Annotated in this window: 21 protein-coding genes, 1 tRNA gene and 1 riboswitch; of the genes, 8 read left to right on the top strand and 14 right to left on the bottom strand. The window is 59.7% G+C overall.

The window, feature by feature from the left end; genetic code table 11:
• Positions 1 to 14: 14 nt before the first annotated feature.
• The 3 genes from sucC to pcrA form a co-directional block, all read right to left on the bottom strand.
• Positions 15 to 1181, bottom strand: a complete 1167-nt coding sequence (gene sucC / locus ACEE43_RS10090) for an ADP-forming succinate--CoA ligase subunit beta (RefSeq protein WP_237199301.1) — start codon at positions 1179 to 1181, stop codon at positions 15 to 17.
• A gap of 209 nt (positions 1182 to 1390) precedes the next feature.
• Complete coding sequence (locus tag ACEE43_RS10085) at positions 1391 to 1999, bottom strand: sarcosine oxidase subunit gamma family protein (RefSeq protein ID WP_237199300.1); 609 nt, start codon at positions 1997 to 1999, stop codon at positions 1391 to 1393.
• A gap of 67 nt (positions 2000 to 2066) precedes the next feature.
• A complete protein-coding gene (pcrA, locus tag ACEE43_RS10080; protein ID WP_449107539.1) occupies positions 2067 to 4766 on the bottom strand; it encodes a DNA helicase PcrA in 2700 nt (899 codons plus the stop codon).
• 94 nt (positions 4767 to 4860) lie between these two features.
• On the opposite strand from pcrA, the gene ACEE43_RS10075 reads away from it, so the two are divergent.
• The gene (locus ACEE43_RS10075) at positions 4861 to 5565 is read left to right on the top strand and encodes a hypothetical protein (protein ID WP_449107538.1); all 705 of its coding nucleotides are present in this window, start codon (positions 4861 to 4863) and stop codon (positions 5563 to 5565) included.
• 82 nt (positions 5566 to 5647) lie between these two features.
• Here ACEE43_RS10075 and ACEE43_RS10070 read toward each other — a convergent pair whose 3' ends face one another.
• Positions 5648 to 6481: an endonuclease domain-containing protein gene (locus ACEE43_RS10070; RefSeq protein WP_449107537.1), complete on the bottom strand. Its 834-nt coding sequence runs from the start codon at positions 6479 to 6481 to the stop codon at positions 5648 to 5650.
• Positions 6482 to 6732: 251 nt separating this feature from the next.
• Here ACEE43_RS10070 and ACEE43_RS10065 point away from each other — a divergent pair.
• Positions 6733 to 6805 (top strand) — tRNA-Arg (locus tag ACEE43_RS10065).
• A gap of 172 nt (positions 6806 to 6977) precedes the next feature.
• Here ACEE43_RS10065 and ACEE43_RS10060 read toward each other — a convergent pair.
• From ACEE43_RS10060 to ACEE43_RS10050, 3 genes are all read right to left on the bottom strand, one after another.
• Complete coding sequence (locus tag ACEE43_RS10060; protein ID WP_449107536.1) at positions 6978 to 7217, bottom strand: hypothetical protein; 240 nt, start codon at positions 7215 to 7217, stop codon at positions 6978 to 6980.
• A gap of 229 nt (positions 7218 to 7446) precedes the next feature.
• On the bottom strand, positions 7447 to 8061 hold the full coding sequence (locus tag ACEE43_RS10055) for a C40 family peptidase (protein ID WP_449107535.1): 615 nt from the start codon (positions 8059 to 8061) through the stop codon (positions 7447 to 7449).
• Between the two features lie 4 nt (positions 8062 to 8065).
• Positions 8066 to 8210: riboswitch (cyclic di-AMP (ydaO/yuaA leader) on the bottom strand.
• Between the two features lie 486 nt (positions 8211 to 8696).
• Positions 8697 to 9389, bottom strand: coding sequence for a metal-dependent transcriptional regulator (locus tag ACEE43_RS10050; protein WP_237185124.1), 693 nt, complete (start codon positions 9387 to 9389; stop codon positions 8697 to 8699).
• Between the two features lie 314 nt (positions 9390 to 9703).
• Between ACEE43_RS10050 and serC the strand changes: the two genes are divergently transcribed.
• A complete protein-coding gene (serC, locus tag ACEE43_RS10045) occupies positions 9704 to 10846 on the top strand; it encodes a phosphoserine transaminase (RefSeq protein WP_237199296.1) in 1143 nt (380 codons plus the stop codon).
• A 90-nt stretch (positions 10847 to 10936) separates the two neighbouring features.
• On the opposite strand, the gene ACEE43_RS10040 is transcribed toward serC, so the two are convergent.
• Positions 10937 to 12274 carry an MFS transporter gene (locus tag ACEE43_RS10040; protein ID WP_449107534.1) on the bottom strand — a complete coding sequence of 446 codons (1338 nt, stop codon included), beginning with the start codon at positions 12272 to 12274 and terminating at the stop codon, positions 10937 to 10939.
• Between the two features lie 29 nt (positions 12275 to 12303).
• Positions 12304 to 12879 carry a DUF3027 domain-containing protein gene (locus ACEE43_RS10035; RefSeq protein WP_237185127.1) on the bottom strand — a complete coding sequence of 192 codons (576 nt, stop codon included), beginning with the start codon at positions 12877 to 12879 and terminating at the stop codon, positions 12304 to 12306.
• 106 nt (positions 12880 to 12985) lie between these two features.
• On the opposite strand from ACEE43_RS10035, the gene ACEE43_RS10030 reads away from it, so the two are divergent.
• The 4 genes from ACEE43_RS10030 (at position 12986) to ACEE43_RS10015 (ending at position 16179) form a co-directional block, all read left to right on the top strand.
• Entirely contained in the window at positions 12986 to 13231 is a 246-nt protein-coding gene (locus tag ACEE43_RS10030; protein ID WP_237206000.1) for a hypothetical protein, read from the top strand.
• Between the two features lie 119 nt (positions 13232 to 13350).
• Positions 13351 to 14061, top strand: coding sequence for a response regulator transcription factor (locus ACEE43_RS10025; RefSeq protein WP_185174100.1), 711 nt, complete (start codon positions 13351 to 13353; stop codon positions 14059 to 14061).
• 84 nt (positions 14062 to 14145) lie between these two features.
• Positions 14146 to 15561 (top strand): ATP-binding protein, encoded by a 1416-nt coding sequence (locus ACEE43_RS10020; RefSeq protein WP_449107618.1) that lies wholly within the window; start codon positions 14146 to 14148, stop codon positions 15559 to 15561.
• 327 nt (positions 15562 to 15888) lie between these two features.
• The gene (locus tag ACEE43_RS10015) at positions 15889 to 16179 is read left to right on the top strand and encodes a WXG100 family type VII secretion target (protein WP_237195082.1); all 291 of its coding nucleotides are present in this window, start codon (positions 15889 to 15891) and stop codon (positions 16177 to 16179) included.
• Here ACEE43_RS10015 and ACEE43_RS10010 read toward each other — a convergent pair.
• Positions 16176 to 17084, bottom strand: a complete 909-nt coding sequence (locus ACEE43_RS10010) for an RNase H family protein (protein ID WP_449107533.1) — start codon at positions 17082 to 17084, stop codon at positions 16176 to 16178. The two genes, ACEE43_RS10015 and ACEE43_RS10010, sit on opposite strands and share 4 nt — an antisense overlap.
• A gap of 80 nt (positions 17085 to 17164) precedes the next feature.
• On the opposite strand from ACEE43_RS10010, the gene ACEE43_RS10005 reads away from it, so the two are divergent.
• Positions 17165 to 17974, top strand: a complete 810-nt coding sequence (locus ACEE43_RS10005; protein WP_449107532.1) for a 4'-phosphopantetheinyl transferase family protein — start codon at positions 17165 to 17167, stop codon at positions 17972 to 17974.
• On the opposite strand, the gene ACEE43_RS10000 is transcribed toward ACEE43_RS10005, so the two are convergent.
• From ACEE43_RS10000 to groL, 4 genes are all read right to left on the bottom strand, one after another.
• Positions 17971 to 19065, bottom strand: a complete 1095-nt coding sequence (locus ACEE43_RS10000; protein WP_449107531.1) for an isochorismate synthase — start codon at positions 19063 to 19065, stop codon at positions 17971 to 17973. The genes ACEE43_RS10005 and ACEE43_RS10000 overlap by 4 nt on opposite strands.
• 92 nt (positions 19066 to 19157) lie before the next feature.
• Positions 19158 to 20294, bottom strand: coding sequence for a 23S rRNA (uracil(747)-C(5))-methyltransferase RlmC (gene rlmC / locus ACEE43_RS09995; RefSeq protein WP_449107530.1), 1137 nt, complete (start codon positions 20292 to 20294; stop codon positions 19158 to 19160).
• Between the two features lie 118 nt (positions 20295 to 20412).
• Positions 20413 to 20565, bottom strand: coding sequence for a hypothetical protein (locus tag ACEE43_RS09990; RefSeq protein WP_237205995.1), 153 nt, complete (start codon positions 20563 to 20565; stop codon positions 20413 to 20415).
• Positions 20566 to 20804: 239 nt separating this feature from the next.
• Positions 20805 to 22430: a chaperonin GroEL gene (gene groL / locus ACEE43_RS09985; protein ID WP_135013265.1), complete on the bottom strand. Its 1626-nt coding sequence runs from the start codon at positions 22428 to 22430 to the stop codon at positions 20805 to 20807.
• Between the last annotated feature and the right edge of the window lie 323 nt (positions 22431 to 22753).

The following is a 22753-nucleotide window of genomic DNA, read 5'->3' as shown; positions in this document are numbered from 1 at the left end:
TAATCAGCGGTGATTTATGCGGTGTGGGCCAGCTCGGCTGCCTTGTCTGCGCCGGAGTCCATAGTCTCTGCCTGGTGAACCAGCGGGTGGTTAGCCTCAGAGAGAATGCGGCGTCCCTCATCAACGTTGTTACCATCCAGGCGAACGACCAGGGGCTTGGTCGCCTTATCACCCAGGATTTCCAGGGCCTTGACGATGCCGTTAGCCACAGCGTCGCAGGAGGTGATGCCACCGAAGACGTTGACGAAAACAGACTTCACCTGCTCGTCGTTGAGGATGATGTCGAGGCCAGCTGCCATCACCTCAGCGGACGCACCGCCACCAATATCGAGGAAGTTAGCGGGCTTGACGTTGCCGTGGTTTTCACCGGCGTAGGCAACGACGTCGAGGGTAGACATGACCAGGCCTGCACCGTTACCGATGATGCCGACTTCACCGTCGAGCTTGACGTAGTTGAGGTCGTTTTCCTTGGCCTTAGCTTCGAGGGGGTTCTCGGCTGACTTATCAACCAGGGCCTCGTGCTCGGGCTGGCGGAACTCAGCGTTATCGTCGAGGGAGACCTTGCCGTCCAGGGCCAGAATCTTGCCGTCGCCGGTCTTAACCAGAGGGTTGACCTCAACCAGGGTAGCGTCTTCCTTCTTGTAGACCTCGCCCAGCTTGACCAGTACGGCGGCGACGTCCTCGCGTACGTCCTCAGCGAAGCCAGCAGCCTCAACAATCTCAGCAGCCTTTTCGGCTGTGATGCCGTCCATGGGGTTGACCTCAACCTTGGCCAGGGCCTCGGGGCGCTCGGCCGCCAGGGTCTCAATGTCCATGCCACCTTCAACGGAGCACATGGCCAGGTAGGAGCGGTTAGCGCGGTCAAGCAGCATGGAGAAGTAGTACTCTTCAGCGATGTCTGCGCCCTGGGCGATCATCACGCGGTGGACGGTGTGGCCCTTGATGTCCATGCCCAGAATCTGCTGGGCGTACTCGTAAGCCTCATCAGCGGTCTTGGCGACCTTCACGCCACCGGCCTTACCGCGTCCGCCCACCTTAACCTGGGCCTTGACTACGGTGACGCCACCGATCTTCTCAGCTGCTGCCTTTGCTTCTTCAGGGGTGGTAGCTACGATGCCCTGGAGCACGGGGACGCCGTGCTTCTCAAAGAGATCGCGTGCCTGGTATTCAAACAGGTCCACAGGGGTTCCTTCTTCGTCGAAGTCATGCCAGAAAGCGGTGCTCCCGGCGTTTACATGTACGAAGTTCGGTGCCCGCCCCATTGCGAGAGCTGGAGCACACAAAGCTTCTCCACAAAGAAACTTTAGCGTACTTGCCTATAGGGGTGCGAACTTATTTCCCTTTGAATGAAACAAACCTGTCAGTTATGACCGGCGCTCCCCCACCGAGCCTATTTGACCTTCTCGCAGGCGTCCAGAATATTGACCAGGAAGGGGGCTGTATCGGAGGCGCGGGGCACCATCAGGTACTCCAGCTCATCGATACGCCAGAGCATGATACGGGCCTCAGCCACGGTGCAGGACAGGGCCTTGCCCGGGTCGAAGAAGTCCGGCGGGAAGTCAAAGTGCACGACCTCGTCGATGACGTCCGCCGCGGCGACCCCGCTCAGGTTCAGCACGGTGCGGTTGACCGATACATCGAGCACCAGCCCTTCGTCGCGCCCCAGGGCCGCGGTGAGCGCGCGCCCCAGTTTTACGGCGTCCACCCTGGTCACCACCAGGTACACGCCCTCTTCAACATACAGGCAGGCCACGACCTGGCGGGTGCCATACAGCAGATGCAGGGCGGTCGCATCGCCCGTCACCTGACCGCGAGTAGTCGGTAGGGCAGCCCCCAGCACCTTCTCAATGCGGCGGGCAGCATCGGTCGAGGGGTCAATTTCAATACGAAAAAGGAAGAGATCAGAAATCTCCTGAAGCTGCACGCGGGTGTCGGTCACCTCATCCATTGCCTCCACAAATTCTTCGGCGATAGAGGGAAGGTTAGAGTCGTGATCCATGGTCATCCTTGAGTGAATCGGGCAGAAAAGAGCCCGGCACCACGGGCGGTACCGGGCTTCTTATATCTTAGTCGGTCTTTTTAGTCAGCGGCGCGTAGCGCAGCAGGAGTCGTTTCTCTTCTTTGGCGAAACGCACCTTGGCGACGGTTTTATCGCCGGCCCCTTCAACCGCGGTCACGCGGCCCTCACCAAAGCTGGTGTGCTCAACACGGTCGCCAACCGCGAGCGCCGGAATTTCCTTGTTCTGCTGCACGCGGGAGACCTGCCGGGCTGCTGCCTTGAGTCCGTAGGTGGAAGACCCGTTGACTTCGCTGGTGGACGGTTCGGCAGGACGCCGCCGCTCGGCCGGTTCGTCAAAGCGGCTGGAGTAGGTGGAAGACCCGTACGAAGAACCGTACCCGCTCACAGAGCTGCCGCCGCGGTTGCCTGCCCAGCCGCCGCGTCCGCCCGCGTAAACACCCCCGTAGCCGCTACCGGAATAGCCGCCAAAGGATGAACCGGTGCGCTTCCAGTCAATGAGTTCTTCGGGGATCTCTTCGAGGAAGGGCGACGGCGGGTTGAACTGGCTCTGGCCCCACATAGAGCGGTTCTCAGCGCGGGTGAGGTAGAGGCGTTCCATGGCGCGGGTCAAGCCCACGTAGGCCAGGCGGCGCTCTTCGCTCATCTCCGAGTCGTCGGTGAGGGCTCGCTGGTGGGGGAAGAGGCCGTGTTCCATACCGGTGAGAAAGACCACGGGGAATTCCAGGCCCTTGGCGGTGTGCAGGGTCATGAGGGTAATGACGCCCTGGGAGCGGGCTTCGGCCACCTCTGCGGCAATCTGGGCGGCGGACGGCCCGCCCTCCTGCTCGGACTTGGGCTTGTTGGGGATTTGGTCAGCGTCAGCGACCAGGGCAACGTGTTCGAGGAAGTCTTCCAGGGTGGCACCTGCGTTGTCGATTTCGAACTCGCGCACGGCGTCCACCAGCTCTGAGAGGTTTTCCACGCGGGATTCGTCCTGAATATCCTTGGACTCGCGTAGGGCCGCCAGGTAGCCGGTCTGCTCCAGTACGGCTTCGAGGCAGGTGGCTGCCGACTCCGTGGCAGCTAGCTGGGCGAGATCGTCGATCATCTGGGCAAAAGCGGCCATTTTCTTCACGGCGGCAGCTCCCAGGCCGGGCACTTCACTGCCCTGACGCAGGGCGGCCATGAAGGAGATACCGGTAGCGCGCGCGTGGTCGGCGACCACACTTTCAGACTTAGCTCCGATTCCGCGTTTGGGTTCGTTGAGCACGCGGCGCACGTTGATGTCGTCGTCGGGATTGACCAGCACGCGCAGGTAGGCCAGGGCGTCCTTGATTTCCTTGCGCTCGTAAAAGCGGGTACCACCGACCACGCGGTAGGGCAGACCCACGCGCATGAGCATCTCTTCGAGGGTACGGGACTGGGCATTGGTGCGGTAGAAGATAGCCACATCGCCGGGGGCGGTACCGTGCTCATCACGTAGGCGGTCAATTTCCTGGGCAATGTAGCGGGCCTCAGCATGCTCGGACTCTGCCACGTAGCCGGTGATTTTCGCGCCGTCGCCGCTGGCCGTCCAGAGCTTCTTGGGGCGGCGGCCCTTGTTGCGCTCAATCACAGCGTTGGCTGCCGAGAGGATGTTCTGGGTGGAGCGGTAGTTCTGTTCCAGCAAAATGGTGTGGGCAGCCGGGTAGTCTTGCTCAAAGTCGGTGATGTTACGGATGTCAGCCCCGCGGAAGGCATAAATCGACTGGTCAGAGTCACCCACCACGGTCAGCTCAGCAGGCGGGTAAGCGTCGGGGTAGGGGCCGTTATCGGCCGGGCCGGCCTCAGCACGCAAGGACGCTGCGCCCCCCACCAGCTGTCGCACCAGCTGGTACTGGGCGTGGTTGGTGTCCTGGTATTCGTCCACCAGGATATGGCGGAAGCGACGGCGGTAGTACTCGGCTACCTGGGGGTGGTTCTTCAGAAGGTTGACGGTTTCAAAGATGAGGTCGTCGAAGTCCAGGGAGTTAGCGGCCCGCAGGCGCTCGGTGTAGGCCGTGTAGACCTTCGAAATCACGCCTTCCCAGGGGTCGGTGGGGCTGGTTTCAGCTGCGAACTGTTTGGCGCTGACCAGTTCGTTCTTGAGGTTAGAGATACGGTTGCCCACGACCTTGGCGGTGAACTTCTTGGTATCGAGATCCATCTGCTTGATAATCAGGGTCAGCAGGCGCTGGGAGTCAGCCGAATCGTAAATGGAGAAGGTTGACTTAAGACCCAGGGCTTTCGCCTCGCGGCGCAGTACGCGCACACAGAAGGAGTGGAAGGTTGAAATCCACATGCTCTGCGCCCGCGGCCCCACCAGGGCGGTGATGCGCTCCCTCATCTCGGCGGCAGCTTTATTGGTGAAGGTAATCGCCAGAATCTGCCCCTGGTGGGCGCGCCCCGTTGCCAGCAGGTAGGCGATACGGTGAGTCAGCACGCGGGTTTTACCCGACCCGGCACCCGCCACAATAAGTAGCGGGCTACCGGCATGCTTTACCGCCTCAGCCTGGTGCTCGTTCAGGCCCGCCACCAGCGTCTCGGGATTGACGCTGGGAGCGGGTCGGACGTCCTCAAACTCAGGCATAAACCCACCCAGCTGATAGGCAGGCGGCACAAAATCATCAGCAGGAGGAGCCGCGTCGTAGAAAGGATCAAAGGGAGGTTCGTCAAAGAAGGGGTCGCCCTCAGGTTCTGCTGACCGTTTGGGGGCAGGTGCGGGCATAAAATCGTCGTCATCAAACATAAGAGAACCTTCCAGAAATCAACCGTCAACTCCCCATTTTAGGTGAGAGAGCCACAGCCCACACCCGATTGAGCTGACAGATAAGATAGACAGCATGGGTCTTTCAAAAGGTCAGAAGAAACGTCTCTACGGCGAGAACACGCAAGCGCACTCCCCCGCACCGTCAGCAGCCAAGGCGGGGCGGACGTCCGCGCCCCCTCGCAGCCAAGGGGCAGGGCCGCGCGTAGTCACCGACTACAGCCGGGCAGAACTCGCCGCCGAGCCCGAGAAGGGCGGGGGCTCCTACATTTTCTTGGGTGTTGCCTTTGTCGTGACGGTGCTGTTCTTGCTCTACTACTACCTCATGTTGCTGCCGGGGGTGTCGGCGGCTGCCGGTGCTACTGCCCCGGAACTCATGCTGCGCTTCGATGCCCAGCACCTGCAAACCGTAGCGGCGGGCCTGGGTGTAGAGGGCTTGCAGGCCTACCAGGTGCTCCACCGCTCAACGGGCCTGATTCTGCCCCTGATTTTTGCCTTCACCTGGTGGAATATGGTGCGGGCTTCGAAGTTTGAGCTCTTGGTCGGCAGGCTCATGCTGACCCTGCCGGTGGCCTACGCACTGGTCTTTATAGCCGGTGGTTTTGCGGTTGACTCGGCCCTCGCTGACCCGCTGGGCGGCACTACCGGGCTTGCTTCTCTTCTCATGACCGCTCGCTGGGCCCTGTTCGTGCTCTGCCTGGCGCAGCTGGGCTACCTGGCACTGCGCCTGGTCAGAAGCAAGATGGATGCCTTCGCCCGCGGTGAGCTGCCGGGGCAGTGAAGTTGGGCTAGCGTCCCACCCGCCCGCGTCCGCCCCCGAAAAGTGCAAGTGCCTGTGCAAAAGTGACAGGCACTTGCACTTTTTAAGCGGCAGCTAGTCGCCGCACCCCGTGCTGTAGCAACAGATGAACCACGTGCTGCGGGCGGTAGGAGAGGTCTTCATAGGTGATTCGCAAGACCTTCCAGCCCTCGTTCTCTAACTCGCGCTGCCGGAAGAGATCGTGCTGTCGCTGTTCGTCAAAAGACCGATAAGCCCCGGTGTACTTGATACGGCCGTCGACCTCGAGAATAAGCCTGAGGTGCCGCCACATAAAATCAGGACGATAGCGGCGGCCGCTACTCGTAACCACCCACCGCTGCAAGGCGGGTAGCTCAAGATTTTCAAGCACCATCAGAAAATACGCCTGAGATTCTAACGGTGATTCGAGCTCGGTCGTCAGGCTCCGTGCCAGAGTACGAGCTTGCTTCGCGCCGCGGTCTGAGACGGCCAGTAGCGCATCGTGCAGCAGGTACTGGTTGCACAGGTTCTGGTGGAGAAAATAATGCGCAACCGTCACCGTGGTGAGCGCCCGCTGGTGACCGATACAGCTCAGGACGGTGTCTATAGGTGAGAGAACCGTAAGGCCCTGGTACTCCTGCGCCCTATTTATTGCTTCAGCAGGAGTGACACAGCGGCGAATGCCCTGCTGTTTGCCGCGATCGCGCCAGGAACTCGCGAGGTAGATATGAGAGGGGAGTTCAAGGAGGGGTGCTCCCCATGCGAGAGCAGCGGACGTGCGTGTAAGGACGGCGTGTGAGCGGGTTTTGCTCACCGCTATGTGGTGTATCAGGGCACGCTCGGTAGGGGTTGCCTCGGCGAGAGTCTGGGTTTTGATGTAGGCTCCCTGTCTGAGACGGACGAGCTCTTTGGACCGCACTGCGTCACTAATTTTGCGACTGGTTAGTCCCTGTAGTCGTAGGTCACCGGTAAGAAGTACTGAGTTATATAGGTGCTGGCTCATGGTGTATAGGGTGACTGAATCAGGGGTGTTGACGCTAGCCCTGTGGACGCAGGGGCCGGTTAGCGCGTCTTAGTGCCGCAGGAAAAGTGCATATGCCGTCGACTTATCCACAGGTACTTGCACTTTTCGGGTGGCGTACAGGTTTTCGTGTAAACTGGTGGAGTTGCGCCCTCGTAGCTCAGGGGATAGAGCACCGCTCTCCTAAAGCGGGTGTCGGACGTTCGAATCGTCTCGGGGGCACAAAAAGAGAGGGTATGCCATACTGCGCGAAGCGCTGGCATACCCTCTTTTTTGTGCCCGGCGTTAAAAATACGGCCCCCAGGCCGGATTTAGCCGGTTTTAGAGCTAGCTTTGCTGATGCCATACTGCGCGGAGCGCTGGCATGCCCTCTCTTTTTGTGCCCGGTTGGAGGCTAGTTGCGGGTTTTCTTTTTGTTGTAGGCTACTCGGGAGGTAATGAGGCCGAGGACGATGCCGATGCCGCCGGTGATGGAGATCCACATGGCTGCATGCCCGACGAAGATGGCGATGATGAGGCCAAGGACGATACCGGGTACGGCGCCGGCTACCATTCCGATGGCCATGTAGGTGAATTCTTGGTCGGATGAACCGGCTGGGCTTTCGAATTGGGGGCTGTTTAACTTCTGCGACATAGTTCCAATCCTAGCTGTGCCTTCTACCGGAGTCGAAAAGTGGGTATAAAAAATACGCCCCAGCTGGTCGTCTGGTGCGCATATACAAACGTAATGTTTGCGGGGGATCCATACCGTGTGATGTGTGGTAGGAATTCTTGTGTTCGTTTTCCAGTAGGAAAGTGACCAGCTACTGAGTGAACGTCACCGGCTGGGGCAGTAGTGACTGCCCCATACTGTGTGAGAAGTCTTAGATGCCAGCGGTGTAGTAACCGTCGACGGGCATGAAGCCGCCACCGTCAACAGCGGTCAGCTGGGTGCCCTGTGAGGGGTTGAGAGCTGAAATCATCTGGCCGTTGCCGACGTAGATGCCTACGTGTGCGTAGCCGTTGGTGAAGACGATGTCACCGGGCTGGGGGTTTGAGGTGGGGGTCAGCTCGGTTGCCATGGTGTAGGTGTAGGCGGTCAGGTTGATGCCAGCCTGTGCGTAAACGTAGGAGACGAAGCCTGAGCAGTCCCAAGCCTTGTAGGACTTGCCGCCCCAAACGTAGGAGCCGCCGATGCCGTCGTAGGCAGCTGCCAGAACGGTTTCACGAGCGTTTGAGAGGTCAACGTTGCTGGAAGCTGCAGCGGTTGCGGTTGCCTGGGGAGCGACGGTTGAGGTGGTCTCAACGGTGGTGGTTGAGGTAGCTTCGTAGCCCCAGGTGTTGTAGTTGTAAGAGTGTGAAGCCAGGGCAGGTGCTGAGTGGGCGGGTGCTGATACTTCAGCTACTGCGAATGCGTTTGCGGGTGCAACGGTTGCGGCGAGCATGGCGCCTGATGCTGCAACGATACCTGCGGTGCGTACGATGGTTGACTTAGCCATTTTGTTTTCCTCCATTGCCGAACGAGGTGAGCTGTCGGGTTCGAGCATGAAGTTCGCTCGGCCGCAGAGTCTGCGACTTAACCCCTAGGGTTCTCGGTGGAGAGCCCGAAAGGTGGGTCCCCCGCTTCTGCCGTAATGTTATTTTGTTTGTTTTCCTGTGAACAGTGGCAGAACTAGGCGGTGCTGTTCGTAGGGTGCTGATCCGACCAGCGATGAGCACGAAATAGAACATTACACAGCCTGGGCTGGTTTGTCACGCTTTGGTCACGATTTTGTTGCAAGGCCCCCGGAATGCAAAGCAGGGTGATTGATTTTTTGGCTTTCAGGACGCGTCCAGCTGGGGCTTATGTGGCACATAGAGTTGGTTTTGACAAGGGGATATAAAGGGGTTCTGTCGCGTCTCAAAAACCCCAGCACAACTTCCCACTATCAGGGTTTTGCCAGCATTAATTTAACTGAGAACCCCACCACTTAAGGGTTGTTGGGGCAAAGTCGACCTCTGCAGAGCCTTAAATTCACCCATCAAGCCCTCTACGGCAGATCTAGCAGGCACCCTTCACCCACAAAAACATCACGATTTGACAACAAAAAAGAGCCCCACTGGCTAGTAGAGCTCTAATTTTGTTACCAAATTGTTATCTTTTAACGATAATCGCTTCTGCTACTTCGGCGCTGAGAGTGAGTGATTCGTCCTCGCCGTCCGCGTGAACCAGCACGGAGCCGTCCTTATTACCCAGAATCGACACCGTTGCACCATAGACGATGCCCGCATCACCCAGGCGCTTCAGCAGCTGCACGTCGGTCTGAATAAACTCGGGTAGGCGAGACACGGTAAAGCGGTCATCTTCAGATGAGTCGCGGCCCGCAATCGACATGGTGACGGTGCGTCCGTCGTTCTCCTCGCTCTCGGCACCCAGCTCTTCCAGGCCGGGAATCGCGTTGCCGTAGGGGGAGAACTTGGGCTCATTGAGCAGTTCCAGCAGGCGGCGCTCCACACGTTCACTCATGACGTGTTCCCAGCGGCAGGCCTCTTCGTGGATGTATTCCAGGTCAAGACCAATGACGTCGGCGAGCAGGCGCTCAGCTAGACGATGCTTGCGCATCACCTCCACTGCCTTCTGTCGTCCTTCTTCGGTGAGCTGGAGGGAGCGGTCGCTAGCGACGGTGAGCAGACCGTGGCGTTCCATGCGGGCGACGGTCTGAGAAACGGTGGGGCCGGAGTGCTCTAGGCGCTCTGCAATACGGGCGCGCATGGGGGTGATGCCCTCTTCCTCAAGCTCCAGCACGGTGCGCAGATACATTTCGGTGGTATCAATGAGGTCTGTCATGCCTTCTCGAATCTCCTTGGGCCAGCCCGCACGGTGCACGGGTTGTTAGGTGCAGTGGTTTTGACCTTAATTGTATGCGCTACTAGGTCAGGGAAGCGTTTACTCTCTTCAAGAGCTGAAATTGTTGCGCCCGCACCTCAACGGCTACACCCCAGGACCATCTCACTATATAAATTTATTCCCCACATTTTGGGCCGGTACGGGGTACTTGAGGGCCGCGGGGCCCGCGCAGGTTGCACAATAGAAACAGCAGGACGCCGGCGGCACCCCCTCCCTCACATCAACGCATAGCCGCCACGGCACATGTGCTGCTCATGTCTAGGAGATATTCAGTGACCACTTTTCCCGTGATTCCCACCGAGATGCTACCTGCCGACGGCCGTTTCGGTGCTGGCCCCTCTAAGGTACGCCCCGAGCAGGTTGCCGCCGTATCAGCTGCTGCCACTACCCTGCTAGGTACCTCCCACCGCCAGGCCCCGGTCAAGAACCTGGTCGGTGAGATTCGCGAGGGCCTGCGCGCTTTCTACTCTGCACCCGATGGCTACGAGGTGATTCTGGGCAACGGTGGCGCCACCGCGTTCTGGGATGCCGCAACCTTCGGCCTGGTTGAGAACAAGGCTCAGCACCTGACCTTCGGTGAGTTTGGCTCTAAGTTTGCTTCAGCCACCAAGGCGGCCCCTTTCCTGGCTGATTCCACCGTTATTTCTTCTGAAGCCGGTACCCGGCCCGAGGCCCGTGCTGAAGAGGGCGTAGACGTTTACGCCTGGCCCCACAACGAAACCTCAACCGGTGTTTTTGCCCCGGTAGCCCGCCCTGCCGGTATCGCCGATGATGCCCTGGTGCTGATTGACGCTACCAGTGCTGCTGGCGGCCTGGATGTTAACGTGGCCGAGTCCGACGTCTACTACTTCTCACCCCAGAAGAACTTTGCCTCCGACGGCGGCCTGTGGCTGGGGCTCTGGTCACCGGCAGCGGTTGAGCGCGCTGAGCGTATCGCCGCTTCTGACCGCTGGATTCCCGATTCCCTGAACCTGGTTACTGCTATTAGCAACTCCCGTCTCAACCAGACCTATAACACCCCGGCTCTGGCCACCATGATTATGCTCAATGAGCAGATTAAGTGGATGAACGAGCAGGGCGGCCTGGCTTTTGCAGCAGCCCGTACCGCTGATTCTGCGGGTCGTGTCTATGCCTGGGCTGAGGCTAGCGAGTATGCCACCCCCTTTGTGGCTAACCCTGCTGAGCGCTCCAACGTCATCGCTACCGTTGATTTCGATGAGAGCATCGATGCAGCTGCTATTGCCAAAGCCCTGCGTGCTAACGGCATCGTCGATACCGAGCCCTACCGCAAGCTGGGCCGCAACCAGCTGCGTATTGCCACCTTCACCGCTATTGACCCCGAGGATGTCTCGGCTCTGCTTGCCTGCATCGACTACGTGGTTGAAAAGCTCAAGTAGTCGTAGCTGCGCAAAGATAAGGACGCCGCTCCCCCGCTCACCTGCCACCGGGCAGGAAGGCGGGGAGGGGCGTCCTTCTTTTCTTAAACTTTAGCGGGGTTCTTGCAGGTCGATTGCTGCTGTGACCGGGGGCGGCTCCCGGTCAGGGCTCTCAGCGGTTTCAGGGCGCGGACGCAGCACCAGGCGGGTACGGGCCTGCCTGTCGTAGTGCAAGTGCAGGTGCTTATATTTCATGATCCAGATCAGCCCAATCAGGGCCGCCAGAAAACCGGAGGCAGAGGCAACACCCAGGCCCCAGCGAGCGCCGAAGACGTCGTTGACCAGCCCGACCAGGGGTGAGCCGATAGGGGTACCGCCGATGAATACAGCCATGTACACGCTCATAACCCGCCCTCGCATGGCAGGCTCGGTTGTTACCTGCACGTAGGCGTTTGCTGAGGTGATGATGGTCAGTGCCATGAGCCCGAGCGGAATCAGGGCCAGGGCAAACAGCCAGAGGTTGGGGGCGAGTGCCGCCAGTAGGGTTGCCACGCCGAATCCCAGGCAGGAGGCAAACATGAACCGCATGCGTGGGGTATCCCGCCGGGCAGCTAGCAGGGTGCCTGTCACCGAGCCGATGGCAACAACGGAGTTCAGCAGCCCGAATTCACCCGCGCCCTGCCCGAATTCGGTGGTGGCCATAGCAGCAATATTGAGGGCTGTATTCAGGCCGAAAGTACCAATGAGGAAGGCTGCCACCATCACCACGATGATGTCGGGGCGATGTTTGAGGTAGGTAAGGCCGTCGCGCACCCGGTTGTGAGCGGCGGACGACCGTGGCAACTGCCGTAATTCATTCTCACGGATAGCGATGATTGCCAGAATCATAGCTATAAAGGTCACCGTGTTCAGCAGGAAGACCGGCCCGGTGCCCACCGCAACAACCAGCAGGCCGGCAACCGCCGGCCCGATCATGCGGGCGACGTTGAAGGACATGGAGTTGAGCGCTACGGCATTAGGCAGGTCTGCGTCTGAGACAAGTTCTGAGACGAAGGTTGACCGTACCGGGGAGTCCAGAGCTGAGACGATGCCCAGGGCTAGCGCGAAGAGGTAGACGTGCCAGATAGCAACATGGCCCGATAGCACCAGGAGGCCCAGCCCGAGGGCCAGCAGGCCCATGATGCTTTGGGTCCACAGGAGAATTTTTCGCCGATCGCCCCTATCGGCAAGTGCCCCGGCATAGGGGGCTAGGAAGAGGGGCGGGGCGAACTGCAAAGCGATGACGATACCCATCTGGGTAGAGTCATGGCTTGAAAGGTCGTTGAAGACCAACCAGTCCTGGGCAGTGCGCTGCATCCAGGTGCCGATGTTAGAGACAAGGGCACCAATAAACCAGAGACGGTAGTTAAAAATCCACAGTGAGCGGAAGGTTTTATTCCTTCCGTTCATGGGCTGGGGTTCTCGTCTCTGGGTGGAGGTCATTCAGCGCTGGCACCGTCCTGGGTATCTTCAGCGGAGTTTTCTTCGGCAGCTTCAGTGCTGTCCTCCTTCTCTGAGGACACGTCACTATAATCTACGTCCTCGTGGTCGTAGTCTTGCTCTTCCTGGTCTTCGGGGAGTAGGCGGTCGGCCCAGGGTACCCAGGCCGGGGCAAGCAGGGCGTCATCGCCGGGCAGGAGGCCAATTTCGCAAACGGTTGCGACCTTTGACCGGGGAGCGCGTGAGAGGGTGGCAAACCAGAACCAGCCTCGGTAGCCCGGTAGGGTGCACTCAAAGAGGTGGGTGGTCAGGCGCTCTTCTTCACCACGCAGGTGGTGGACGGGGCCGATGGAGTTTTCGGGTGCGATATCGGCTAGGCCTGCGAGGGCAACATCTTTAGCAGCGGCAAGGACGGCGTCGACCTTGCTGGTACGGCGGCGGCGAGTGGGCTCGCCCAGGGTAGGTTCGGGGGCGGACGCCGGGGCCTGCTCGGCAGTCTCAAGGCCGGGCTGCTCGTAGCTTTCTGCGCTCGAAGCGCCGGGGGCCGTTAGCTCGTCTTTTACCTCTTCAGTCATACTCCTATTAAAGCAGGCCGGTGGGAGGTGTGGTCACCGCTCTTCCTCGCGGCGTAATACCGCTGCTTCTTTAGGTAGGTATAGCTGGCCTTGATAGCGTAGAGGTATGTCTTCTGAACGAACCGAAATTCCAGAGCTGCCCTACGGCGGAGCTATCCGGGCGCTGGGGCTTACCGCCGGCGTCCTCATGCTGGTGGGAACTGTCTGCGGCGTCACCATGCTCCTGCTCAAGTGGGCTACCGGGCAGGCACCCAATTTTTTGAGCCTAGCTCCCCTGCTCACCCTACCCCTGGCTTTTCTGGCCCTCTTAGGTGCCCTCTTCCTTACCCTGCTCCGCCGCCGGGCTAGCTAAAAACCGGCCTTTAGCTGACGGCGTATTTACTGCCTTTTCCCAGCATGGCTAAAGCAAACTCAGCAGAACATACAGCTGCACACAGCTAGTGCACAGGTAGTAAGCGCACAATTAAAAGCGTGAATACCAAAGAACCTGAAGCAAAACTGCTGGTCGTCGACGACGAACCCAACATTCTAGAGCTCCTCGCAACCTCCCTGCGTTTTGCGGGCTTTGAGGTTGTCACCGCTGCCAACGGCCGTGAGGCTCTTGAGAAGGCTGAGACCGAGTCGCCCGATTTGGCCGTACTCGATGTCATGCTGCCCGATATGGACGGCTTCACCGTCACCCGTAAACTGCGTAGCTCCGGCCGCCTCTTCCCCGTCCTCTTCCTGACAGCTAAGGACGACACCGAAGACAAGGTCACCGGCCTCACCGTAGGCGGCGACGACTACGTCACCAAGCCCTTCAGCCTGGACGAGGTTGTTGCCCGCATCCGCGCCGTTCTGCGCCGCACCCAGCCCCACATCGAAGAAGATTCCCGCTTGCGCGTAGATGATCTGGTGCTGGACGACGATGCCCACGAGGTCTTCCGCGGCGATCGCGAAATCGATCTTTCTCCCACCGAGTTCAAGCTCCTGCGCTACCTGATGCTCAACCCCAACCGTGTACTCTCCAAGGCACAGATCCTGGATCACGTATGGGAATACGACTTCAACGGCGATGCCTCCATCGTGGAGTCCTACATCTCCTACCTGCGCCGCAAGATTGATAACGACCAGAACCTACCCCCGCTGATTCATACCAAGCGCGGCGTCGGCTACCTGCTTCGTACCGCTAACAAAAACTAAGGGGTTACGAGTTTGCGCTCTCGTCTCTCTGTGCACCGGCTGGGTTCGCTCTCCTTGCGAACCCAGCTCGTGCTTTTAACATCTATGCTGCTGGCCCTGGCTATCTCTGTGATGTCTCTGGTCGCGATTTCAGCGATTCGAGCCAAGATGATGGACCAACTCGATGACGAGATTACTGCCAGCTACAGCTACCTGGTGACCGCGGTCTACGCCGACCAGCAGCTCTCACAGACCCAGGGGACTTTCATTCCCTATGAAGCATATTTGCTAGATAGCGACGGAAATATCGTACGCCCGGTGGCAACACTGGCCGATGAGTCGTCCTCCCCCGTCATCTCTGGCCTGACCGCTGATAACGTCAAGCGCTACAACAAGGCTGCACTGACGGTACGGTCAGCCAGCGGCCACACAGAATGGCGGCTGATCGCCTTCCCGGTTGAGGACACCAACCAGACCCTGGTCATCGCCGCCCCCCTGACCCAGATCAACCAGACGGTAGCTATCGTGGGCGGCCTCACCATGCTCTTTGGTGTGGCCACCCTTCTTGCCTCCATCGCGCTGACCTGGGTAATTGTCACCAGGGCCTTTGAACCCCTAGCCCGCGTGGAACAGACTGCAGCCCAGATTGCCGCAGGCGACCTCTCCCAGCGTATTGAGAACTACAGCCCCTACAACGAGATTGGTCATCTGACCACTTCTTTGAACACCATGCTCTCGCACATTGAAGAGGCCTTTGACGCCCAAAAGAGGTCAGAGGTGAAGATGAGGCGTTTCGTGGGCGACGCTTCGCACGAACTTCGCACCCCGCTGGTATCGATTCGGGGTTATTCTGAGCTCTACCGTATGGGCGGCCTGCCCAACGATGAGGCCGTGGCAATGGCTATGGACCGCATCGAGTCAGAGTCGAAGCGCATGGGCCAGCTGGTAGAAGACCTCTTGACCCTGGCTCGTCTCGACGAGCGCCGGGTTGCCGAGAACGCCCCGGTAGACCTGCTGAAGCTAGCTACGGACGCCGCTAATGACGCCTTCGCCTCGGCCCCCGACCGCACCATCGAGGTGGTGGGGCTAGAGGGTGCAGAAGCTCTTACCTCCCTGGTCTGGGGCGATGAGCAAAGACTGCGCCAGGTCATCGCCAACCTGATGACCAATGCCCTGCGCTACACCCCAGCGGGCTCCCCGATTGAAATTGCGGTCGGGTCGGTGCCGGGCGTTGATGGCACGTGGACGTCCGTGCTCCAGGTCCGTGACCACGGCCCGGGTATTCACGGTGAGGACGCCGAGCGCGTCTTTGAGCGTTTCTACCGGGCTGATACCTCACGCACCCGTGAGACGGGTGGAACCGGTCTGGGGCTAGCAATCGTCGCTGCGATTGTAGGCCAGCATGACGGAACGGTGCGGGTTGAAGAGACAGAAGGCGGCGGAGCTACCTTCACTATTCGTATTCCCCAGTACAGTGACCACACCGGCCCTATTCCGCTTGCAGCAGGTGAGCAGGCCTAGACCAGGCCTTATTCTGACGCTCTAGAAGTTTGGTCAGGACTTTCTTGCCCTCGGCAGCTTGCTGCGCCCCTGGTGCAGAGCCGCTGGTGCAGAGCCCCTGTGGATAGCCGCTAGAAGCCGTCATAGAGACGTCATCACTGCACCATATTTTTCTTCTAGAGGTGTGCAAAACCCCGCCCTGGCAGCTCGACTGACGGGGCGGGGTTTTCCACAGGTGCTCTTTTTCTTCCGGCCAGAGCTAGCTCCCCCGTAGGCTCAAAGGCATCAGGTAGCTCACCCTATCGGCACCTGGTACCCCTCATATCCCCCTGTTCAAAGGAGAGCCCCATGGCCCAGTTCAATGTCGATGCAGACCTCATTGCCAGCAAATCAGCCCAGGCCCGCGCCCAGGTAGAGACCATCGTTTCAGAGGTCAATGCCCTCACAGCCTCGCTCCAGGACCTTCAGGGGTCGTGGACGGGCTCGGCGTCCGCCAATTTCCAGGGCGTGCTCGCCCACTGGCGGGCTACCCAGCACCAGGTGGAAGAGTCGATTGCCCAGATTAACGAAGCGCTCTCACGAGCAGGCGTGAACTATTCAGAAACCGAAATGGCGAACGCTGCCATGTTTGTGGGCTAGTCTCTCGTCGCGGTGTCCTGGCGGTAGCGGAGCTTCCAGCTGCCGCCGGCGAGCACCCAGGTGCTTGAGCGGAGCAGGGTTCCTCGTGCCGTAGGTACCTTCGATACCAGCAGGGCAGCGTCCTGCCCCAGGGCAACCGAGGAAAGAATCTCAGGTGTTCCCGTTGCCGCGCAGGCCCGCTCCCGGTAGGCCAGGACGGTTGCCCGATCTGTTACCTGGCCGGTCGGGACGACCCAGGTAAGCTCAGGGTGCATCAGAGCCCCCACAAGCTTTTCTGACCCGTAGATAGAGGGCTTGAGCATCTGCTCTTCGTGAGCCAGGGCCTCGGCTACGGGGTCTAAATCGCTCTCGGAAGCCTGTGGCGCCAGACTCTGTTCCAAGTCCCTACTATACGGCTCAAGACTTGCACTGTTCGCGGAGCTAAGACCACGATTAGATCCCAAGCCTGGCCCGGTCTCTACCGGAGTGCCGTCGCGGTAGGCTTGGGCTGCCCGGTTGGCCCGTTCATCAGCGGCCTCGTTCAGAGGGTGGCCGGTATGCCCTTTCACCCACTCAAAGGAATAGCTCCGCCCCTGAATAGCCCGGTCGAGGGCCTGCATCAAATCGACGTTGAGCACAGGCTTACCGTCGCTTTTCTTCCAGCCCTTTTTCTTCCACCCAGGCATCCATTTGGTGATGGAGTTGATGGTGTACTGACTATCGCAGATAACGTGCAGGTGCTCATCTGCCCGGTCTGCGGTTGATTCAAAGAGGTCAAGCACCGCTTTGAGCTCACCCATATTATTAGTACCGTGCTCCCAGCCACCGGCAGCCCAGTTGTCCCTATCGATATACCAGGCCCAGCCAGCGGGCCCGGGATTACCCAGGGCAGAGCCATCGGCGGCAGCGATGATTTTTTCGGTCATAGTCCTCGAACTTTCAGGTTGCAGGCGCCTTTTATTCTACGCGCCGCCTCACCTGGGGCGTCACCGCTAGAATGGTCATCATGGTTCACCCTTCAGCTTCCGCCGGGTCAGCGAGCGCCCAGATCACCCTTTTTAGCATGCCCGCAGAGATCCTCCGCACGGGTCACGGGGTGAGTTGGCTGGCTTATGTCGGTATTGAGGAGCAGGTAAGAGCCGCTGAATTCAAGAACCCGGACGAAGCACTTGCTTTTGCTGCCCAGCACACCCTCATGCGGTGTATGGCGGCAACCCTGCTCGGGGTTAAGGCGACGGCGGCCGCAGACATCGCGGTAGACCGCACCTGCCTTTTATGCGGAAGCGGGCAGCCCCACGGCAAGCCACGTATTGAGGGGGTCAACCTGAGCATGGCAAGGGCCCTAGGGCTGACGGCAGGGGTAACCGGCCCGGCAGGGCTCAGTATAGGGCTCGATCTCATTACTGTGCGCGGTAGCTATTATGATAGCTTCGACCGCATCGCCCTCGCCGACTACGAAAAGCGGGTGGTGGCGTCCTTACCTGCGGCGGAGGCAGCCCTGGCAAGGCACCTACTCTGGGGCGCCAAAGAAGCGGTACTCAAGGCTACCGGCTACGGCCTGGCATTAGCGCCCAGCACCGTTATGCTGGCTCTGCCGCCCCTGCCCGCCGCTCTGGAAGATGCCCACGGGCTTACGGCTAGAGCCTCAGTACAGCTACCCGGTGAGGCCCAGCCCCGCACCTACTGGGTGACCTGGCAGGTCCACGAAGGCACCTACCTACTAGCTATTGCCAGTGACCAGCCCCATGCCCTCACGAGCCACAGGGTTACGGCGCCGCTCATGGTGCGCCGGGCGCTAGAGCAAGAAATGCACTAGCGCTCTAGGGAGCCCAGATTAAGCCCCAGGGCCCGGGCGAAGGTCCCCAGCTTGGTTGCGGTCTCAGCGTGCTCACCGGCCGGGGTTGAATCCTTCACAATACCGGCGCCAGCAAAAAGGGTAGCCTGTAGCGGAGCAACCTCGGCACAGCGCAAAACCAGGTACCAGCTCCCCTGCCCGTGGGCGTCCATGTAGCCCACCAGGCCGCCGAAGAAGCCCCGGTCGAAAGGCTCTAGCTCTTCAATCAGCCCCCGGGCCACCTCTGTAGGTGTGCCGCAAATAGCCGGAGTGGGGTGAATAGCACGGGCAGCCTGCAGCGACGAGACACCGGGCAGCAGTTGGCCGGTGACCGGCGTACTGAGGTGCCAGAGCTGGGGTGTAGAAATAAGTGAAGGTACGGCGGGCACATCCATCTGCACGGTCAGGGCCTCTAGCCGCTGGCGGATGTCATTGACCACCGTTGCGTGTTCGGCTCTGTCCTTAGCGGACCGCATGAGGGCCTCACCGATTTGGGCGTCGTCGGTGCTCCCCGGGGTGGCAGTTCGGGCAGCGGAGCCAGCCAGGGGGACAGTTCGAAACGCGCTCCCCTCCGTCTGAAACACCAGCTCGGGCGAGGCGCCCATAAGGTAGTTACCGTTGGGCAGCTGAGCACTAAAAACGGTAGCCCGTTGCTGCTGGGCACGCAGGGTATCAAAAAGATGGGGCAGGTTGAGCTCCTGCTCGTACTGCACCCGTAGCAGGCGGGCCAGGACGACTTTATCAAGCTGGCCCCGGTTCATCAGCTCAACGGCATGGGCGACGGCTGCCCGGTACACGTCGCTGTCAATTCCCTCAACCAGGGCAGGATCCGGCTGATCCACCGTATCGTCATCGGGTAGGGGGATATCTTCTCGCACCCAGCGGTCAGGGACAGCAAGCTGGGCCGGAGCGGCCGGGTCAAAAGGTATCAGTCCCACCACCGCAGAGCCCCGGCGCTGGGCCAGGCTCAGAGCGTCTGCCTCGCTCACCGGAGTCAGGGCACCTTCAGCCCGCACTACGGTAGTGCCTTCAGCCAGCATAAAAGGCGAAGGCAGGGCAGGGAACTGAGGCATTTTACTTTCTTTCACACTTATTCGGGGAGCGGAGTTGGGCTTCTTTCACCCTAGTACACAGGCCTGATGAGAACCTAAAAATGGTGGCGCACTTAGCGGCTACGCTGGAGTAGCATAATCGTCTCGTAGTGGTTGCTGTGCGGGAACATATCCATTACCTGCCCCTGCACGGGCTCCATCGACGGCATGCTTTTGAGATCTTTGACGAGAGAGCGCAGGTTGCAGCTCGAATAGATCACCTGGTCGATACCGCTGCCCTCGATCCAGTGAGAAAGCTGCGGCCCCAGCCCCCGGCGGGGCGGGTTCACAATCAGCATCTCGGGTACCTGGCCGCTACTGGTGGCATAGTCGGGCGCATCCTGGGCAATGAAGTGTAAACCCGCAAGTCCGCGTTCAGCGACGGTGCGCCGGGCAGAGGCAATAGCTTCGCTACTAATTTCAATACCGGTTACGGTAGCCCCCGTTGGCATGACCGCTGCAGCGTGCAGGGCGAAGCCCCCTACCCCGCAGTAGAGGTCCCAGAGGCTGGCCGGTGCAGCTTCGCTGACCCATGTCTGAGCCCGACGGTACAGGGAAGCTGCGATGGGGGTGTTGGTCTGGAAGAAGCTCTGGGGGCGCAGATGCAGGGTCATATCGTTAACCTGCATGGGCAGGGTGGTGCGCTCGGTCAGAATAATCTCTTCATCACCCTCGACCAGAGCAACGTGTTCGCGCAGCAGGTTGACGCTCGCTACCGCGAGCTGAGGTAACTGTTCGTGAAGCCAGGGCAGTTCTCGTTTGAGCGCAACAATGAGTTTCTTGGAACGCAGAACGAAGCGGACCATCAGTTCGCCGCTATCGGAAGCGGTCACCAGAATGTTTTTAAGTTCCCCTTTGCGCTTCTGAACGCTGTAGGGGGTAAGGTCAGCCCGCTGGATCAGGTCAGCAAGGACGGGTATGGCCCGGCTAATTGCGGGCAGATAAAGCTGGCAGTCGGTGAGGTCAATGCCCTGCCCCTGCCTGTCGAGAATACCGAGGGTGGGCTGCTGGGAGGTTCCTCCTACAACCAGCTTGGCCTTGTTGCGGAAGGCTTGGTCTGCGCTTGCTACAGGTGGGAGCCAGCTGAGGCTCGCCCAGGGTTCGAGCAGGGTCTGGGCGTCATGCTGTTTACCCGCTAACTGATTGGTGTAGGGGGTTTCAAGTAGAGAGCATGAGCGGCAGAGGCCGGCATCGAAGTAGTGGCAACGCATAACTTCACTATTTTACAGCTCCCTGCCACCGGTCGTATAGGTGGAGCTTTGGGTATAGAGAAACCGGCGCCTCGTTGCCGAGACGCCGGTTCCAGGAAAACACAATCACTATTAACTCTTAGCCACCTGCACCAAATGCAAGATCGCGATGGAGAGCCTCAGCGCTCTTCTTCTCGAGCTTGGTCCAGCCGTCGGATGCGTAGGCAACAAGCAACATTGCCAAGAGCCCCACGATGATTGCGTAGAGAACAAGATCGACAATGGTAACCATATGCCTCACACCTTTCAGTTTCGCCTTTGATACTGATGAATAAAAGTAAGAGAAGACCTCTTTAGTGATTTAAAGCATACCCACAGACTGGTGTGAAGTGCAATACTATTATCTAAAATTTTTAGTCATATTTTCAGAAGGGTGTAAAAACTCCGCCACTCCTTACCAGGGGCAAGAAGTGGCGGAGCTTACAGCACGTGAGGAACCGGAAATGAACCGGTTTTCTCAGGCGGACGTAATTACATCATGCCGCCCATGCCACCCATGTCGGGGGCAGCAGCTGCTGCTGCAGGTTCGGGCTTGTCGGCAACGACGGCCTCGGTGGTCAGGAAGAGACCGGCGATGGAGGCAGCGTTCTGCAGGGCAGAGCGGGTAACCTTCACGGGGTCGTTGATACCTGCTGCCATGAGGTCTTCGTATTCGCCGGTTGCAGCGTTCAGGCCGGTACCTGCGGGCAGGTTGCGGACCTTGTCGACAACAACGCCGGGCTCCAGGCCTGCGTTGAAGGCGATCTGCTTAAGGGGGGCATCGATAGCGACGCGGACGATGTTGGCACCGGTTGCTTCGTCGCCGGAAAGTTCCAGCTTCTCGAAGGCCTTAACGCCGGCCTGAATCAGGGCTACGCCGCCGCCGGGGACGATGCCCTCTTCAACGGCTGCCTTAGCGTTGCGGACGGCGTCCTCGATGCGGTGCTTGCGTTCCTTGAGTTCAACCTCGGTAGCGGCACCTGCCTTGAGAACTGCAACGCCGCCAGCCAGCTTGGCCAGGCGCTCCTGCAGCTTCTCGCGGTCGTAGTCGGAATCAGAGTTAGCGATTTCACCGCGGATCTGGGCTACGCGACCCTCGATAGCGTCGGCATCGCCGGCGCCCTCGATGATGGTGGTCTCGTCCTTGGTGACAACAACCTTGCGGGCCTGGCCGAGCAGGTCGATGGTTGCGGTGTCGAGAGAGAGGCCGACCTCTTCGGTGATGACCTGGCCGCCGGTGAGAATGGCGATGTCAGCCAGCTGGGCCTTGCGGCGGTCGCCGAAGCCGGGAGCCTTGACAGCTACAGACTTGATGGAGCCGCGCATCTTGTTCAGAACCAGCAGAGCCAGAGCTTCGCCCTCAACGTCTTCAGCGACGATCAGCAGGGGCTTACCGGACTGCATGACCTTCTCAAGGACGGGAACGAGATCCTTAACGTTTGAAATCTTGGAGCTGACGATCAGGATGTAGGGGTCTTCAAGGACAGCTTCCTGGCGGTCTGCGTCGGTGACGAAGTAGCCGGAGAGGAAGCCCTTGTCGAAGCGCATACCCTCGGTCAGTTCCAGGGTCAGGCCGAAGGTGTTGGACTCTTCGACGGTGATAACGCCTTCCTTGCCGACCTTTTCCATGGCCTGAGCAATCAGCTTACCGATTTCGGGGTCACCGGCTGAGATAGATGCGGTTGCGGCGATCTCTTCTTCGGTTTCAACTTCCTTGGCTGACTCCAGCAGCTCGGCGGTGACGGCTTCTACAGCCTTTTCGATGCCGCGCTTGAGGGAGAGGGGGTCGGCGCCAGCGGCAACGTTGCGCAGGCCTTCGCGGACGAGAGCCTGAGCCAGGACGGTTGCGGTGGTGGTGCCGTCACCGGCGATGTCGTCGGTCTTCTTGGCGACTTCCTTGACCAGCTCTGCGCCGATCTTTTCGTAGGGGTCTTCGAGTTCGATTTCCTTGGCGATGGAAACACCGTCGTTGGTGATGGTGGGTGCGCCCCAGGCCTTCTCCAGTACAACGTTGCGACCGCGGGGGCCGAGGGTTACCTTCACTGCGTCTGCTAGGGTGTTCAGACCCTTTTCAAGACCGCGGCGTGCCTCTTCATCAAAAGCAATCAGCTTTGCCATATGGCTTTCGCTCCTTCTGGAACATTCGGGGTGAGCGCGATTCTTCGGTGCCCGCGACGGACGGCGCAGCCCATCTCTCGCCGTCGGGGCGAGTAGGGTGCGCCTCACCAGAGCATCGCTTCAGGTGTTTTACTCAAGAGCGGTTCGGCGGCTAAACCTAGCACATGATTTAGCAGTCGAAGCCTCTGAGTGCTAATACCAATCTTGGCACTTGAGCTCTAGGGGCGCAAACCTATTGCTCCCCCAGCTGAGCCTTAATCGCCCACAGCGCACAAGAGATGCCGGGCAGGTGGTAGGCGGACGTCCGCTGGCCGCGAGTAAGC

The sequence above is a fragment of the Rothia sp. 11254D007BW genome (genome assembly GCF_053548195.1).
Note: the sequence above shows the minus strand (reverse complement) of the source record. Positions and strands in the feature narration are given on the sequence as shown.

Excerpts from the sequence above, each read along its gene's own strand:
- ACEE43_RS10085 (WP_237199300.1), bottom strand. The coding sequence starts at position 1,999 with ATGGATCACGACTCTAACCTTCCCTCTATCGCCGAAGAATTTGTGGAG.
- pcrA (WP_449107539.1), bottom strand. The coding sequence starts at position 4,766 with ATGTTTGATGACGACGATTTTATGCCCGCACCTGCCCCCAAACGGTCA.
- ACEE43_RS10075 (WP_449107538.1), top strand. The coding sequence starts at position 4,861 with ATGGGTCTTTCAAAAGGTCAGAAGAAACGTCTCTACGGCGAGAACACG.
- ACEE43_RS10060 (WP_449107536.1), bottom strand. The coding sequence starts at position 7,217 with ATGTCGCAGAAGTTAAACAGCCCCCAATTCGAAAGCCCAGCCGGTTCA.
- ACEE43_RS10055 (WP_449107535.1), bottom strand. The coding sequence starts at position 8,061 with ATGGCTAAGTCAACCATCGTACGCACCGCAGGTATCGTTGCAGCATCA.
- ACEE43_RS10050 (WP_237185124.1), bottom strand. The coding sequence starts at position 9,389 with ATGACAGACCTCATTGATACCACCGAAATGTATCTGCGCACCGTGCTG.
- serC (WP_237199296.1), top strand. The coding sequence starts at position 9,704 with ATGTCTAGGAGATATTCAGTGACCACTTTTCCCGTGATTCCCACCGAG.
- ACEE43_RS10040 (WP_449107534.1), bottom strand. The coding sequence starts at position 12,274 with ATGAACGGAAGGAATAAAACCTTCCGCTCACTGTGGATTTTTAACTAC.
- ACEE43_RS10035 (WP_237185127.1), bottom strand. The coding sequence starts at position 12,879 with ATGACTGAAGAGGTAAAAGACGAGCTAACGGCCCCCGGCGCTTCGAGC.
- ACEE43_RS10030 (WP_237206000.1), top strand. The coding sequence starts at position 12,986 with ATGTCTTCTGAACGAACCGAAATTCCAGAGCTGCCCTACGGCGGAGCT.
- ACEE43_RS10020 (WP_449107618.1), top strand. The coding sequence starts at position 14,146 with ATGCTGCTGGCCCTGGCTATCTCTGTGATGTCTCTGGTCGCGATTTCA.
- ACEE43_RS10015 (WP_237195082.1), top strand. The coding sequence starts at position 15,889 with ATGGCCCAGTTCAATGTCGATGCAGACCTCATTGCCAGCAAATCAGCC.
- ACEE43_RS10010 (WP_449107533.1), bottom strand. The coding sequence starts at position 17,084 with ATGACCGAAAAAATCATCGCTGCCGCCGATGGCTCTGCCCTGGGTAAT.
- ACEE43_RS10005 (WP_449107532.1), top strand. The coding sequence starts at position 17,165 with ATGGTTCACCCTTCAGCTTCCGCCGGGTCAGCGAGCGCCCAGATCACC.
- ACEE43_RS10000 (WP_449107531.1), bottom strand. The coding sequence starts at position 19,065 with ATGCCTCAGTTCCCTGCCCTGCCTTCGCCTTTTATGCTGGCTGAAGGC.
- rlmC (WP_449107530.1), bottom strand. The coding sequence starts at position 20,294 with ATGCGTTGCCACTACTTCGATGCCGGCCTCTGCCGCTCATGCTCTCTA.
- ACEE43_RS09990 (WP_237205995.1), bottom strand. The coding sequence starts at position 20,565 with ATGGTTACCATTGTCGATCTTGTTCTCTACGCAATCATCGTGGGGCTC.
- groL (WP_135013265.1), bottom strand. The coding sequence starts at position 22,430 with ATGGCAAAGCTGATTGCTTTTGATGAAGAGGCACGCCGCGGTCTTGAA.